Annotated in this window: 12 protein-coding genes; 6 read left to right on the top strand and 6 right to left on the bottom strand. The window is 74.3% G+C overall.

Features of this window, described 5'->3' with window-relative positions; genetic code table 11:
- Window positions 1-8: 8 nt before the first annotated feature.
- The gene (locus GA0074704_RS11395) at window positions 9-1,835 is read right to left on the bottom strand and encodes a hypothetical protein (RefSeq protein ID WP_088970480.1); all 1,827 of its coding nucleotides are present in this window, start codon (window positions 1,833-1,835) and stop codon (window positions 9-11) included.
- 64 nt (window positions 1,836-1,899) lie between these two features.
- Here GA0074704_RS11395 and GA0074704_RS11400 point away from each other — a divergent pair, with 64 nt between their 5' ends.
- From GA0074704_RS11400 to GA0074704_RS28730, 6 genes are all read left to right on the top strand, one after another.
- Window positions 1,900-3,195, top strand: a complete 1,296-nt coding sequence (locus tag GA0074704_RS11400) for an outer membrane protein assembly factor BamB family protein (protein ID WP_172880521.1) — start codon at window positions 1,900-1,902, stop codon at window positions 3,193-3,195.
- 10 nt (window positions 3,196-3,205) lie between these two features.
- Window positions 3,206-4,492 (top strand): outer membrane protein assembly factor BamB family protein, encoded by a 1,287-nt coding sequence (locus GA0074704_RS11405; RefSeq protein ID WP_231926903.1) that lies wholly within the window; start codon window positions 3,206-3,208, stop codon window positions 4,490-4,492.
- A gap of 73 nt (window positions 4,493-4,565) precedes the next feature.
- Window positions 4,566-5,234 (top strand): response regulator transcription factor, encoded by a 669-nt coding sequence (locus tag GA0074704_RS11410; RefSeq protein WP_088970483.1) that lies wholly within the window; start codon window positions 4,566-4,568, stop codon window positions 5,232-5,234.
- The gene (locus GA0074704_RS11415; protein ID WP_231926818.1) at window positions 5,231-6,445 is read left to right on the top strand and encodes a sensor histidine kinase; all 1,215 of its coding nucleotides are present in this window, start codon (window positions 5,231-5,233) and stop codon (window positions 6,443-6,445) included. The genes GA0074704_RS11410 and GA0074704_RS11415 overlap by 4 nt, the downstream gene beginning before the upstream one ends.
- Window positions 6,446-6,452: 7 nt before the next feature.
- Window positions 6,453-7,358 (top strand): AEC family transporter, encoded by a 906-nt coding sequence (locus GA0074704_RS11420; RefSeq protein WP_088970485.1) that lies wholly within the window; start codon window positions 6,453-6,455, stop codon window positions 7,356-7,358.
- A 65-nt stretch (window positions 7,359-7,423) separates the two neighbouring features.
- Window positions 7,424-7,810: a VOC family protein gene (locus GA0074704_RS28730; RefSeq protein ID WP_157743648.1), complete on the top strand. Its 387-nt coding sequence runs from the start codon at window positions 7,424-7,426 to the stop codon at window positions 7,808-7,810.
- Window positions 7,811-7,853: 43 nt separating this feature from the next.
- On the opposite strand, the gene GA0074704_RS11430 is transcribed toward GA0074704_RS28730, so the two are convergent.
- From GA0074704_RS11430 to GA0074704_RS11450, 5 genes are all read right to left on the bottom strand, one after another.
- On the bottom strand, window positions 7,854-8,753 hold the full coding sequence (locus GA0074704_RS11430) for a flagellar basal body-associated FliL family protein (protein WP_088970487.1): 900 nt from the start codon (window positions 8,751-8,753) through the stop codon (window positions 7,854-7,856).
- Window positions 8,754-8,880: 127 nt separating this feature from the next.
- The gene (locus tag GA0074704_RS11435) at window positions 8,881-9,954 is read right to left on the bottom strand and encodes a hypothetical protein (protein WP_157743649.1); all 1,074 of its coding nucleotides are present in this window, start codon (window positions 9,952-9,954) and stop codon (window positions 8,881-8,883) included.
- A gap of 133 nt (window positions 9,955-10,087) precedes the next feature.
- Window positions 10,088-12,154, bottom strand: a complete 2,067-nt coding sequence (locus GA0074704_RS11440; RefSeq protein WP_088970489.1) for a 3-hydroxyacyl-CoA dehydrogenase NAD-binding domain-containing protein — start codon at window positions 12,152-12,154, stop codon at window positions 10,088-10,090.
- Window positions 12,151-13,347 carry a thiolase family protein gene (locus GA0074704_RS11445; RefSeq protein ID WP_088970490.1) on the bottom strand — a complete coding sequence of 399 codons (1,197 nt, stop codon included), beginning with the start codon at window positions 13,345-13,347 and terminating at the stop codon, window positions 12,151-12,153. The genes GA0074704_RS11440 and GA0074704_RS11445 overlap by 4 nt, the downstream gene beginning before the upstream one ends.
- A 170-nt stretch (window positions 13,348-13,517) precedes the next feature.
- A complete protein-coding gene (locus GA0074704_RS11450) occupies window positions 13,518-14,831 on the bottom strand; it encodes a ribonuclease D (protein ID WP_088970491.1) in 1,314 nt (437 codons plus the stop codon).
- Window positions 14,832-14,957: the final 126 nt, after the last annotated feature.

Raw genomic sequence — 14,957 nt, forward strand, 5'->3', positions numbered from 1 at the left:
CTCCCCGGTCAGGGCACCAGCGGCCGGACGTCCCAGAGCCAGACGTCGTCCACCCGGCGGCCCGGGCCGAGCAGCCCGGTGAGCAGCTCCCGCAGGGCCGCCTCGCGGGGGTGGGCGCCGAGCACCACCACCGACGCCCGCCAGAAGGTCAGGTCCTCCACGGCCCGGCGGCGGTCCGCCTCCGTCAGCGCCGGCACCCGGCCGGTGTCCACCGTGGCGTAGATCAGCTTGGTGGTCGGCCGGTTCGGGGTGCCGAACACTCCCTCGCCGTCGCTGTTCGGGCCGATGAAGTAGCCCCCCGGCACCGGGAACTCGTGCAGGGTCAGCGCGCTCCAACGCAGCGTCGCCAGTCCGTGCCCGTTGTTCGGCACCGGCACCGGCACCAGGGTCCGCCCGGCCGGGACGTACGGCCGCCAGCCGCCCGAGGTGATGAAGTGCGGCGGCGGGTCGACCGGCTGCGCCGGCAGCGGCCGGGGGACCAGCGGCAGCACGGCCAGCGCGATCGCCGCGTAGCCGACCGGCCGGACCCAGCGGGGCCGGCCCGGCGCCTCCGGCGCGGGGGTCACCGCGTCCCAGGCGAGGGCCAGCAGCACGCCGAGCGCGCCGGCCACCACCAGGGCCAGCCGGGTCGGCATCATCATCTCGACCAGCGGCAGGTCGTCCGGCACGTACGCCCACGGGCCGTCGACGCCGGTCAGCTTCCCGTCGAAGCGCACCCGCGGCCCGATCGAGGCGACCGTGAAGACCACCACCAGCACCGCGACGACCCGGGCGGCCGGTGAACGCCGCCAGAGCAGCACCAGCGCGGCCAGCGCCAGCAGCACCAGCGGCCAGCCGAACCAGCTGTTCTGCTCGGTCAGCCCGATGGTCCGCTCCACCGCCTCGTCACCGGCCCAGGTGTCCCGGGCGAAGGTGACGAAGGCCATCAGGTCCTCGCCCCAGCTGTGGAACACCCCACCCTGCAACCCCCGGTAGGACTGCGGGCCGGTGAACTGGAACCACACCGGGTAGGCGATCAGCAGCAGCGCCAGCCCGCCACCGAGGCCCAGACCGGCCGCGAAGACGCCGGCCCGGGCCCGCGCCGCCCGGGGCCGGGCCAGCAGGTACGTGAGCACCACCACCAGGCAGGCCAGCGCGGTGAGCAGCAGCATCTCCTCGTTGACGAAGACCTGGTAGGCCACCAGCAGACCGAGCACGACGCCGTCGCGCCGCCAACTCCGCCCCGGCCCGCCGAGCAGCAGCACCCGGGCCACGATCAGCGGCAGCAGGAAGTTGGAGGCGAAGTTCGGCTGCCCGTTGGCGTGGTGCACCACCCCGGGGGCGAAGCCGACGAAGGCGCCGCCGACGAAGGCCGCCGCCCGCGACCGCACCAGGTGCCGGGAGAGCATCCAGTACGCCGTACCCGCCGTGGTGGCCAGCGCCCCGCCCAGGTAGAGCGCGTAGGTGACCTGCGGGCCGAACAGCAGGGTCAGCGGCGCCAGCGGCAGGGTCACCCCGAGCAGCGAGGTGTTGGCCATCATGTTCACCCCGTCCGGGGCGTTCTGCCGGGTGCTGAACAGCGGGTTCTCCAGGTGCCGCACGGAGTGCGCGCCGTGGGCGAAGAGCCACTCGAACCAGCTGTGGTCGGTCGGCAGGTGGGACGACACCCGGTGCTGGACGTCCACCCAGTAGTTGAGGCAGACGAAAACACCGAGGAGCGCATAGGCTCCGATGGCCAACACGTCGACCCGGGTCGGCCGCCGGAGTCGCCGGCCGGCGTCACCGTGGTCGACAGGCCCGTCGACCACGGATTCGGTCGCAATGTTCAACGAGGGTTCCACCACCGGCACAGCCACGACGCGCCATCGTACAGGCGGGGAGGCGTCGCACCTGCCGGCCCGGGACGGTCGGGAGGTCCAGGTGACGGTCATCGACCTGGGCGAGCTGCGCGACGATCCCGACGAGGACCGCCGCGAGCCCCGGCCGCCCCGGTCCGTCGGCCGACCGCTGCGCCTGGCCCTGGTGCTGGCGTTGGTGCTCGCCACCGTGGCGGGCGCCGACGCGGGGCGCGAGAGACTGCCCGCCCTGGTGCCGGCGCCCACGGGCGCCACCCCGTTCCTCGCCGCGGAACGGCTCTACGTGGTCGAGCCGGGCCCCGACCGGCAGAGCCCCGGCACGCTGGTCGCCTATCCGCTGCCGGCGGCCGGCCGGCGGGGGCCGCTGCGGCCGGCGCCGCTGTGGCGGGCGGGCCTGCCCGGCCGGGGCGAGATCTTCGGGGCCCTGGAGCTGGCCGGGACGGTGGTGGTGACCGGCACGGCGGTCCGGGACGACACCTACCTGACCGCCGCGTTCGACCGGGCAACCGGGACACTGCGGTGGCAGCAGCCCGGCGTGGCGATCAGCGGCGGCCGGGAACTGCTGGTGCAGACCGGCCCGGCACAGGGGACGACGGGCACGGTCCGCCGGGTCGACCCGGCCACCGGGCACGCGCTCTGGTCGGTGCCGAGTTCGCCCGACGCGCTGCACGTCGGGTGGCGGGACGACCGGGTGGATCGGCTGGTGCTGGTGCCGACCGAGGGTCCGGTGGAGGTGTGGGACGCCCGCTCCGGGCGCCGACTGCGCGCCGCCGACCTCGCCCCGGGTGCGTTGCCGCAGTACCAGCGGGCGCAGATCGTCGACGACCTGCTGCTGCTCCTGCCCGACGCCAGCACCGTCATCGCGTACGGACTGGAGAAGCTGGACCGGCGCTGGCAGGTCGACCTTCCGCTGGTCGGCTACCTGACGTCCTGCGCAGCGCTGATCTGCGCGCTCGGCCAGACCGGCGGGATCCGGGCGCTGGACCGGGCGACCGGCCGTACCGTCTGGAGCGACCAGCGTGGGCAACCGGTCGACGAGCGGGACGGCCGACTGCTGGTCACCGAGCCCGGCCCGCCCGGAGCCGGCCCGTTGCGGCTGGTCGACGCGGCCACCGGCCGCGTCGAGGCCGACCTGGGCGACTGGGAGCTGGTCCGACGGCTGCGGCGCGACGATCCGCCGGTCGGCGTGCGCCGGGCCGGTGAGGACAAGGTGCTGGTCGCCGACCTCGACCTGGCCGCCGGTGCGGTGGGTAACCTGGACGTGCTGGTCGGCGCCACCGGAGACTGCCAGGCCAACCCGGATGTGCTGCTCTGCTCGCGCGACGACGGCACGTTCGGCCTGTGGCAGCGGGAGCGGTGACGCCTTGTCGATGATCGAGCTGGGCGAGCTGCGGCACGGGGACGACGACGACCCGCGGCCCGACCCGGTCCGGGCCGCCCCGCCGGCCCGCGCCGGCCGGGTCCTGCTGGTGCTGCTGCTGGTGCTGCTCACCGCCGCCGGGTCCGCGCCCGATCCGGTGCGGCGGGAGTACGTGACGTTGCCCGGTCCCCAGGTGTCGACCTTCGAGCTGGCCGACGGCCGGCTCTTCGTGGCGGACGGTCCGCAGAGCATGCGCCCGACCACGGAGGTGGTCGCCTACCAGGTCCCCGAGGGGCGGCGGCTGTGGCGGATGCCGCTCGTCCGCGGTCACCGGGTGCTCGGCCTCACCGTCGAGGCCGGCACCCTGCTGATCGCGAGCAGCCCGGCCGGCAACGGTCAACCGGCCACCACCGCTGTCGACGTGGCCAACGGGCGGGTGCGCTGGCAGCGGGACGGCTACCCGCTCTTCGGCCGGGAGGGCACCGTGCTCCTCCAGGCCGGCTCCGGGACGGACCCGGGCAACCTCGAGGCGGTCGGCGTCACCTCGGGCCGGGTGCGCTGGACCCGGCCCTGGCCCACCACCGGGACCACCTTCGAGTACGGCGACCCGGCCGGGGTGGGCCGCTTCCTGCAGCTCGACCGGCGGGGCCGGGTGCAGGTGTACGACGCGCGGACCGGTGACCTGATCGTCGCCGGCCCGATCGTGCCCGCCAGCCACGGGTTCTACGACCGCGTCGACACCATCGGCGGGCTGCTGCTCGTCGAGGACGGCTCGGGGACGGTGTACGCGTACGGCCTGGACCGGCTCGACGCGCGGTGGCGCCTGCGATTGCCCGTCGAGGCCCGCGACGGGTGGGGCTACCAGGACTGCGGAGACGTCATCTGCCTGGTCACCGGCGAGTCCGGGGCGCAGGTGATCGATCCGGCGACCGGGCGGATCCGGTGGAGCACGGACCGGGCGGACGGCTTGTTCCCGATCGGCGACCGGCTCCTCGCCGGCCTCTTCACCCAGGGTCAGGAGGCGGAGCTGACCGTCCTCGACCCGGCCACCGGCCGCCGGATCGCCGACCTGGGGCGCTGGCGGGTGGCCGTCACCGATCCCACCCGGGAGCCGCTGTTCGGGCTGCACCGGCTGAAGGACAACCGGGAGCTGGTGGCGGAGCTGAACGTCGCCGCCGGCCAGGCCCGGGTGCTCGACGTGCTGCCCGGCTACTGGGACGACTGCGCCACCCGGGACCGGATCCTGGTCTGCCGCCGGCTGGACGGCACACTGGGCGTGTGGCGGCTCGGCCGCTGAGCGGTGGTGCCGTGGCACTAGGTTGTCGGGCAGGTCGCCCCGCGTCGGGTGGCGGCCGGCGCGGGAGGTCGGGATGCGGGTACTGGTGGTCGAGGACGAACGCAACCTCGCCGACGCGATCGCGCGCGGGCTGCGCAAGCGGGGCATGGCGGTGGACGTCGCGTACGACGGGGACACCGGCCACGAGGCCGCCTTCGTCACCCGCTACGACGTGGTGGTCCTCGACCGTGACCTGCCCGGCAGGCACGGCGACGAGATCTGCGCCGACCTGGTCGCCTCCGGCACGCTCACCCGGGTGCTGATGCTCACCGCCAGCGGCACCGTCGCCGACCGGGTGGAGGGCCTGCAGCTCGGCGCCGACGACTACCTGCCCAAACCGTTCGCCTTCGACGAGCTGGTGGCCCGGGTGCAGGCGCTCGGCCGGCGAGCCACCCCGGCCGCGCCCCCGGTGCTGGAGCTGGCCGACCTGTCGCTGGACCCGGCCCGCCGGGTGGTGACCCGCGCCGGTACGCCGGTCGACCTGACCAACAAGGAGTTCGGGGTGCTCTGCGAGCTGCTCAAGGCGCGCGGGGCGGTGGTCTCCAGCGAAGAGCTGCTGGAGCGGGTCTGGGACGCCAACACCGACCCGTTCACCACGATCGTCCGGGTCACCGTGATGACCCTGCGCAAGAAGCTGGGCGACCCGCCGTTGATCGAGACGGTGGTCGGCGCCGGTTACCGGGTCGCCGAGGTGGCCGCGTGAGGAGGTGGCGGCCGGGTGGCTGGGTGCGGCCGACCCTGCGGTTGCGGCTGACCCTGCTCAACGGGGTGCTGCTGGTCGGCGCCGGGGCGATCCTGCTGATCCTGGCCTGGCTGCTGGTCCGCGACGCGTTGCGCCCCACCGACGAACTGCTGCCCGGCACCACCGTGCTGCTCGCCGACGGCCGGTCCCTGGACGCCGCGCAGTGGCAGCGGCAGTTGGTCGACGCCGCCTCCCGGGAGCTGCTGGCCAAGGGGCTGGGCGCGCTGGTCGCGGTGGGCGTGGTCGGCGTCGTCGGGGCGTACGCGGTCGCCGGCCGGGCGCTGCGCCCGCTGCACCAGGTCACCGCCACCACCCAGCGGCTCGGCGAGGCCACCCTGGACCAGCGGATCGGCTGGTCGGGGGCGGACGACGAGGTGGCGGAGCTGGCGAAGACGTTCGACGCCATGCTGGACCGGCTGGCCGACTCGTTCGAGGCGCAGAAGCGGTTCGTGGCCAACGCGTCGCACGAGTTGCGTACTCCGCTGGCGGTGATGCGGACCGAGATCGACGTGACGCTCAGCGACGACGAGGCGGACCTTGCGGAGTACCGCCGGATGGCCACCGTGGTCCGGGACGCCTCGGAGCGGGCCAACGGCCTGGTCGACGCGCTGCTGCTGCTGGCCCGCAGCGAGGCCCAGGCGGGCCGGGCGCTCGGCCGGCGTACGGAGTGCGACCTGGCGACCGGGGTGGCGAGCGCGTTGTCGGCGGTCCGGCGGGAGGTGGAGCGGATCGGCCTGCGGGTGCAGACGTCGGTGGAGCCGGCGCCGGTGCTCGGCGACCCGGGGCTGCTGGACCGGCTGGTCGGCAACCTGGTCGAGAACGCGGTCCGCTACAACCACCTGCACGGCCGGCTGTGGGTGCGGACCGGCTCGGACGGCCGGCGCTCCTGGTTGGTGGTGGGTAACACCGGCTTCGAGGTGAACCAGGCCGACGTGCCGGGGCTGTTCGAGCCGTTCCGGCGGGGTGGTCAGGAGCGCACCGGGGCGCGCGGGTCGGGGCTCGGGCTCTCGATCGTCCGGGCGGTCTGCGACGCGCACGGCGGTCGGGTGAAGGTGGTCGCCCAGCCGGGCGGCGGGCTGGAGGTCACCGTGACGCTGCCCGCGCCGGGCGCCGCACCGGCCCCGGCGGTACGCTCCGTCGGCCGCCCGGCGGACGGTTCACCGACCCGCTGACCGGCCGGTGCTCGTTGCCTTCGTGCCGATCTGGGTGCTCACCGGCCTGGGTTGGCTCACCGGCCGGCGGGGCCTGCTGGGCGCCGAGGCGGAACGGGTGCTGGGCGGCTTCGTCCTCCACCTGGCGATGCCGGCGGCCCTGTTCACGGCGCTGTCCCGCAGTCGGTTGTCGTTCCACCCGGGCGCCCTGGGCGCCTTCGCCGTGGGCGCCACGCTCACCATGGCCCTGGGTTTCCTCCTCTGCGCCGGGCCGTTGCGTCGCGGTCCGGGCGAGGCGACCATCGGGGCGATGGCGGCCGGCTACGTCAACTCGGCGAACCTCGGCATCCCGGTCGCGCTGCACGTGCTGGGCGACGTCACCTTCCTCACCGAGGTGCTGCTGTTCCAGGTCCTGGTGGTCACTCCGGTGATCCTGGTGCTGCTGGACCGGGCGGCCGGGCAGGCGCTGCGGCCGGGCCGTCTGGCGAGCATGCCGCTGCGCAATCCGGTGATCGCCGGCCTGGCCCTGGGGGCGCTCTCCTCGGCCCTGCGCTGGAGCCCACCGCAGTGGCTGGCCGGGCCGCTGGACCTGCTCGGCGCGGCGGCCGTGCCGACGGCGCTGGTGGCGCTCGGGTTGTCGCTGACCACCGCCGGGCCCCGATCGGCCGCCGCGGGCGGCGAGGTGGCCGCGCTCTGCGGGCTGAAGCTGCTGGTCCAGCCGGCGCTGGCCGGCCTGGCGGGCTGGGCGGTCGGGCTGGACCGCACCGCCCTGCTGGCCGTGGTGGTGTGCGCCGCGCTGCCCACCGCGCAGAACACCTGGGTCTACGCCGCCGGGTACGCCCAGGGGGAGTCGGTGGCCCGCCGTACGGTGCTGGTCAGCACCGGGCTCTCGATGGTCACGCTGGCGGTGGCCGGGTGGGTGCTGGGCGGCTGAAATCCGGTTGCGCCGGCCGTGGGCGGCTGGCAGGTTCGGTCGCTCCCACCACCCTGAGGAGCACCGTGAGTTCACGGATCTACAACGTCAGCGTCGACTGCCGGGACACGTACGCACTGGCCGGCTTCTGGTCCGAGGTCTGGGGTTGTCCCCGGCATCCGGACGACTTCCCGGGCGACCCGGAGGCCCGGCTCGACCCGCCCGGCGGCCCGATGGTGCTCTTCCTCGCCGTACCCGAGGGCAAGGCGGTGAAGAACCGGCTCCACTTCGACCTAAAGCCGACCGACCGGAGCCGGGCCGCGGAGGTCGAGCGCCTGCTCGGTCTCGGCGCGACCCTGGTCGCCGACCACAGTCGACCCGACGGTGGGGGCTGGGTGGTGCTGGCCGATCCGGAGGGCAACGAGTTCTGCGTGCTACGCAGCGCGGCCGAGCGCGCCGCCACGTCCGGCTGACCCGGCGCGGCCCCGCCCGCCCTGTGGCGGGCGGGGCCCGAGGTCAGGACTTCTTCTCGACCTGGCCGCGGATCTCGACCAGCTCGGCCGCGGCCTGCTTACCGTTCTTGAAGTACAGGATGACCATCCCGAGGCTGCCCTTGTCGCTCCAGACGCAGATGCCCAGCGGCACGGTCGCGGCCTTCGCGTCGCCGCACTTGGCGACCCCACCGAGCGGCCCGGCGTCGACCGTCTTCATCTCGCCGATGACCAGGTCGCTGGTGCGCGCGCCGGCGATGCTCTCGTCGAGGGTCTTCTGCGGGTTGACGTTCAGCCCGGAGGCCGCCGCCATCATCACCAGGTCGCGGTTCTCGGGGCTGCCGTAGAAGCCGCCGACGGTACTGGTGGAGTCCGGCAGGGCGTCCTTCAGCCCGGTCTCGAGCTGCTGGGCGCCCTTCTCGAACTTCGGGTCGGTGGCCCGGGCCCGCCCGGCCAGGGTGTCCGGGGCGACCACCCGCACCTTGGTGGCGTCGACGGTCTCCTTGACGTCGTCCTTGACCAGGAACCAGATCGCCGCGCCGCCGCCCAGGCAGAGCAGCAGCACGGCGGCGACCACGATCGCCACGATCCGCCCGGCCCGCGACTTCTTCGGCGCCGGTGCGCCGGGGCCGCCGAATCCCGGCGCGGCGGGCGGGAAGCCCTCCGGCTGGGTCGGGTATCCGCCGGGCTGGCCGGTCTCCAGGTAGCCACCGCCCTGCTGCGGGTAGCCGCCCTGCTGGGGATAGCCGCCCTGCTGGGGATAGCCGGGCTGCTGGGGCGGCGGGTAGCCGCCGGGCTGCTGCTGGCCCGGCCAGCCCTCCTGCGCCGGCGGGTAGCCGCCCGGCTGCTGCGCTGGCGGGTACGAGCCGTAGGGTGCGCCGGAGCCCGGCTGCGAGGGGTAGGGATTGGCCGGCGGCTGGGACATCAGGTCAGCTCCAGATCTGATCTGTGAAACACGAACGCGTGATCCTAGTCGGCGCGTCGCCCGCCCGGGGCCCCGCGTCCGACGGCTCCCGGTGAGCGGCATGCACCGTCCAACCGGGAGCGTTGGGTCAGGACTGCTTCTCGATCTGCCCCCGCACCTTGACGAACTGCGCCTTCGCCTTCGCCGCGTCGGAGAAGAAGAAGATCAGCACACCGGTGCTGCCGGTGTCCGCCCAGACGCAGACGCCCATCCGGACGCCGTTGCCGCTGCCGTTGCCGCACCGGGCCTTGCCGCCCAGCGGCCCCGGAGCGACCCGGTTCATCCCGGTGAGCGACAGGTCCCGGGTGAGCCCGGCGACCGCGTCCGTCATCTCCTTGCCGGGATCGAGGATCAGGCCGGAGGCGGCGGCCACCATCACCATGTTCCGCTGCTCGGGGCTGCCGTAGAAGGCACCGACCGTTCCGGTCTCGTTGCGGACCGTCGACCTCATCTCGGTCACCATGTCGGCGGCCAGCGCCCGCAGCTGCGGGTCGGTGCTCTTCGGCCGTCCGGAGAGCGTCTTCGGGGTGACCAGCCGGACCCGGGGGAACGAGGTGTCGCCCTCCGGCTCCTCGTCGTCGTCCGCCGAGGGGGTCGGCCGGGTCGTGCCGGGTGAGGCCGCGCCGGTCGCGGCCGGGCGGGCCGGACCGGGCTCGTCGTCGCCGCCGGAGAGTGCCACGTAGGCCAGGCCGCCCCCGCCTAGGCAGAGCACCAGCAGGCCGGCCAGGGAGAGCGAGAGCACCAGCGGCAGGCGGGACCCCCGGGCCGGCGGAGCCTGCGGCGGGCCGTACCCCTGCTGCGGCGCCGGAGGGTACGCCGGGCCGGGCGGGAACCCGCCGGCCGGCGGCGGGTACGCCGTGATGGGTCCGGCCGGAGGGCCCCACGGCGCGGCCGGCGGCGCCCCCGGGGCGGCCGGGTACGCGGCGGTGTGACCCGCCGCGCCGGGCGGCCCGGAGATGGCCGGGTACGCGGCGGTCGGATCGCCGCCGGTGCCCTGGGCCGGGACGCCTGGATATGCGGCGGTCGGATCAGCGCCGGGGCCCGGGACACCCGGGTACGCGGCCGTGGGCCAGTCGTCGGCCACGGTCGGCTCGGGCCGCTGTCCGTGCAGGGAGGGGTGTGCCGGCTGCCGGGACCAGGGGTCGACCGGTGGTGAGGACATCGGATCAGCTCCAGGCGGAAGGTGGGCGGCTGATCGTAGCCCAGGGGCCGGACATGACGATCGCGGTGGCCGATCCGTCCAGTGCGGACGGCCGGCCACCGCGATCGCGGGGGAGCGGTATGTCTCGGGCGGGTCAGCGCAGGCTGGCAGCCCCGCGCGGCAGGAACCGCTTGCCGGCGACCCGCTCGGAGGTGCCGGTCCGGTCCAGGTACGGCGTGACGCCGCCCAGGTGGAACGGCCAGCCGGCGCCGAGGATCATGCACAGGTCGATGTCCTGCGCCTCGGCGACCACGCCCTCGTCCAGCATCAGCCGGATCTCCTGGGCCAGCGCGTCCAGCGCGTTCTGCCGGACCTGCTCCTCGGTGAGCGGCTGGTCGCCGACCACGAGCAGCTTGGCGACCTCGTCGTTGATCTGGTCGTCGGTCACGATGGGCTGGCCGGAGTCGGCGATCCGCTTGAGGTTCTCGCTGACCGCGAACCGGTCCGGGAACGCGGCGTGCAGGGTGCCGCCCACGTGGTACGCCACGGCCGGCCCGACCAGCTGGAGCAGGGCGAGCGGACGCATCGGCAGGCCCAGCGGGTCCAGCGCGCGGTTCGCCACCTCCAGCGGGGTGCCGGCGTCGACGGCGGCGAAGACGGTGCCGAGGAAGCGGGTCAGCAGCCGGTTCACCACGAACGCCGGGGCGTCCTTCACCAGCACCGACGACTTCTTCAGCTGCTTGCCGACGGCGAACGCGGTGGCCAGCGTGGCGTCGTCGGTGCGCTCGCCCCGGACGATCTCCAGCAGCGGCATCATCGCCACCGGGTTGAAGAAGTGGAAGCCGACGACCCGCTCCGGGTGCTCCAGGTCGGCGGCCATCTCGGTCACCGACAGGCTGGAGGTGTTGGTGGCGAGCACCGCCTCCGGCTTGACGATCTTCTCCAGCTCGGCCCAGACCTGCTTCTTGACGCCCAGGTCCTCGAAGACGGCCTCGATGACGAAGTCGGCGTCGGCGAAGACGGACTTGTCGACCGAGCCGCTCACCAGGCCGTACAGCTTGGCGGCGGTGCCCTTGTCCATCCGGCCCTTGCTGACGGCCTTCTCGATCTGGGTGTGCACGTAGCCGACACCCTTGTCCACCCGGGACTGGTCCAGGTCGGTCATGACGACCGGCACCTGGAGGCGGCGGGCGAAGAGCAGGGCGAGCTGGCTGGCCATCAGGCCGGCGCCCACGATGCCCACCTTGGTCACCGGTCGGGCCAGGCCCTTGTCCGGCGCGCCGGCCGGCCGCTTGGCCCGCCGCTGCACCAGGTCGAAGGCGTACAGACCGCTGCGCAGCTCCTCGGAGAAGACCAGGTCGGCCAGGGCCTCGTCCTCGGCGGCGGTGCCGGTGGCGAAGTCGGCGTCCTTCGCCGTCTCCAGCAGGTCCAGCGCCTTGTACGCGGCCGGGACCGCGCCGTGCAGCCGCTGGTCGAGGGTCTGCCGGGCGAAGTAGAGCACGCCCGCCCACATGTCCTTGTCGACCTCGGGCCGGGTCACGGTGACCTCGCCGCGGACCACGCCGGCGGCCCACTCCAGCGACCGCTCCAGGAAGTCCGCCGGCTCCAGCAGCACGTCCGCCATGCCCAGCTCGGCGGCCTGCTTCGGCTTGAGCATCTTGTTCTGCATCAGCGGGTTCTGGATGATCACCTGGGTCGCGGCCGGGATGCCGATCAGGTTCGGCAGCAGCTGGGTGCCGCCCCAGCCGGGGACCAGCCCGAGCGACACCTCGGGCAGCGCCAGCGCCGCCGCGCCGGACGACAGCGTCCGGTAGTGGCAGTGCAGGGCCAGCTCCAGGCCGCCGCCCATCGCCGCGCCGTTGACGAAGGCGAAGGTGGGGACCGCGCTGTCCTTGAGCCGGGCGAAGACCCGGTGGCCGAGCCGGCCGATCTCCAGCGCCTGGTCCCGGTCGGCCAGCGCCGGCAGGCCGACGATGTCGGCGCCGACGCAGAAGATGTACGGCTTGCCGGTGACCGCGATGAACGCCGGGTCCGCCGCAAGGGCGGCGGTGACCGCCTCGTCCAGGCTGGTCAGACCGGCCGGGCCGAAGGTGTTCGGCTTGGTGTGGTCGAAGCCGTTGTCCAGGGTGATCAGGGCGGCCGGCTTCTCCAGGCCCGGTACGCGTACCTGGCGCAGCAGCGCCCGGGTCACGACCTCGTTCGGTGCGGCGAGCGCGCTCACTTGTTGCCCTCCGTCCAGTGCGGGTTCTCCCAGATCACGGTGCCACCCATGCCGATGCCGATGCACATGGCGGTGAGGCCGTAGCGGACCTCGGGGTGCTCGGCGAACTGCCGGGCCAGCTGGGTCATCAGCCGTACGCCGGAGGAGGCGAGCGGGTGACCGATGGCGATCGCGCCACCCCACGGGTTGACCCGCGGGTCGTCGTCGGCGATGCCGAAGTGGTCGAGGAAGGCGAGCACCTGCACGGCGAACGCCTCGTTCAGCTCGAACAGGCCGATGTCGTCGATGGTCAGGCCGGCGATGCGCAGCGCCTTCTCGGTCGACGGGATCGGGCCGACGCCCATCACCTCGGGCTCGACGCCGACGAAGCCGTACGACACCAGCCGCATGGCGACCGGCAGGCCCAGCTCGCGGGCGGTGGCCTCGTCGGCGAGCAGGCTGGCGGTGGCGCCGTCGTTCAGGCCGGCCGCGTTGCCCGCGGTGACCTTGCCGTGCGGGCGGAACGGGGTCTTCAGGGTGGCCAGCTTCTCCAGCGAGGTCTCCCGGGGCGCCTCGTCGGTGGTGGCCAGGCCCCAGCCGCCCTCGGCGTCGCGGATCGCCACCGGCACCAGGTCGTCCTGGAGCTTGCCGTTGGCGTACGCCTTGGCGGTCTTCTGCTGCGAGGCGAGCGCGAACGCGTCGGTGCGCTCCTTGGTGATGTGCGGGACCCGGTCGTGCAGGTTCTCCGCGGTCGAGCCCATGACCAGGGCGGACGGGTCGACCAGCTTCTCCGCGATGATCCGCGGGTTGGGGTCGACGCCCTCACCCATCGGGTGGCGGCCCATGTGCTCGACGCCGCCGGCGATGGCGATGTCGTACGCGCCCATGGCGATGCCACCGGCGACGGCGGTCACCGCGGTCATCGCGCCGGCGCACATCCGGTCGATGGCGAAGCCGGGAACGGTCTTGGGCAGGCCGGCCAGCAGGGCGGCGGTCCGACCGATGGTCAGCCCCTGGTCGCCGATCTGGGTGGTGGCGGCGATCGCGACCTCCTCGACCCGCTCCGGCGGCAGCTGCGGGTTACGGCGCAGCAGCTCGCGGATGCAGCGGATCACGAGGTCGTCGGCGCGGGTGTTGGCATACATCCCACCCGCCTTGCCGAACGGGGTGCGGACGCCGTCGACGAAGACGACATCCCGGACTTCACGGGGCACTTGAGCCTCCTTATCGACCATGATTCGGCCTCCGTGCCGACAGGCGGCACAACGGACCGAACGAGGGTCGCCGGCACGGGCGTGGCCCCTCGGATGCTACTCGTCAGTAACCAACCTCGACACCACCCCCCGTGTGGCCCATCCCACACCGGCGTCCGCACGCGGGCGGATCAGGGGGTGGGTTCCGTCAGCGCCCGGGTGAGGTCGGGCAGGAGAAGGCCGAGCTGCCACTCCCGGGCGCCGAAACCGCGCAGCGTCTCGGCGACCGTGTCGTCGGTGACCTCCTCCGGGGGCTGCCAGGCAAGCCGACGGATCGAGTCCGGGGCGATCAGGTTCTCCGCCGGCATCCGGTGCTCGCCGGAGATCCGCACCACGACCTCCCGGCACCGGGCCAACCGGCCCGCCGCCACCGGGTCCCGCTCCGCCCACCGGTGCGGCGGGGGAGGACCCTCCACCGTCGGCGTGACCGGCAACGCGTCCTCCGGCAACTGCCGGGCGTCGTCCAGCGCGGCCAGCCACGTCCGGGCCAGCCGGCGCACCGAACGGCCACCGAACCCGGGGAGGGTGAGCAGGGTCTTCTCGTCCTTCGGGTCCAGCTCGGCGGCGGCCACGATGGCCGAGTCCGGCAGCACCCGGCCGGGCGCGGCGTCCCGCCGGGCGGCGATCTGGTCGCGGGCGTACCAGAGGGAACGGACCCGCGCCTGCGCCCGCGCCCCGCGGACCCGGTGGATCCCCGAGGTCCGTCGCCACGGCTCCGCGCGCACCTTCGGCGGACGCGCGCCGTTGCGGACCAGCGCGGCGAACTCCTCCGCGGCCCACGCCGACTTGCCCTGCCGGGTCAGCTCCTCGTCGAGGGCGTCCCGCAGGTCGACCAGCATCTCCACGTCGAGTGCCGCGTAGGTCAGCCACGACTCCGGCAGCGGCCGGCTGGACCAGTCCGCGGCGGAGTGGTGCTTCTCCAGCGTGTAGCCGAGCAACTGCTCGGTCAGCGCGGCCAGGCCGACCCGCTCGAAGCCGGCCAGCCGGGCGGCCAGCTCGGTGTCGAAGAGCCGGCGCGGGCGCAACCCCACCTCCGCGAGGCAGGCCAGGTCCTGGCTGGCCGCGTGCAGCACCCACTCCGCCTCGCCGATCACCGCGTCCAGGGTGCTCAGGTCGGGCAGCGGCAGGGGATCGATCAGGGCCGTGCCGGCGCCGGCCCGGCGCAGCTGCACCAGGTAGGCCCGCTGGCTGTACCGGTAGCCCGAGGCGCGCTCGGCGTCCAGGGCGACCGGGCCGCCGCCCGCCGCGAAGCGGGCCACGACCTCGTCCAGTTCGCGCGGTGTGGCCACCGGCTGGGGGGTTCCGTCACGGGGGGCGGTCAGCGGAACGGGGCCGCCGACGGGCTGGTCGGCCGCCGCGTCCGCCGGCTCGGGCGCGGCCGGGGAGGGGACGGCTCCATCACGGCTGTCGACGGCCCGACGGCGCAGGGGTGGTTCGTCTGTCACCTGACAACCCTAGTGCCCGCCACGATCCGGTGTGCGGAGCCGGTCGGCGTGGTGTCCACGAAGCGGCCGCGCAGTGGCGTGCCGAAGCGGACAACGGGGGAGACAAACCCCCTTCACGCAGGTACG

The organism is Micromonospora siamensis, assembly GCF_900090305.1.
Classification (GTDB): Bacteria; Actinomycetota; Actinomycetes; order Mycobacteriales; family Micromonosporaceae; genus Micromonospora; species Micromonospora siamensis.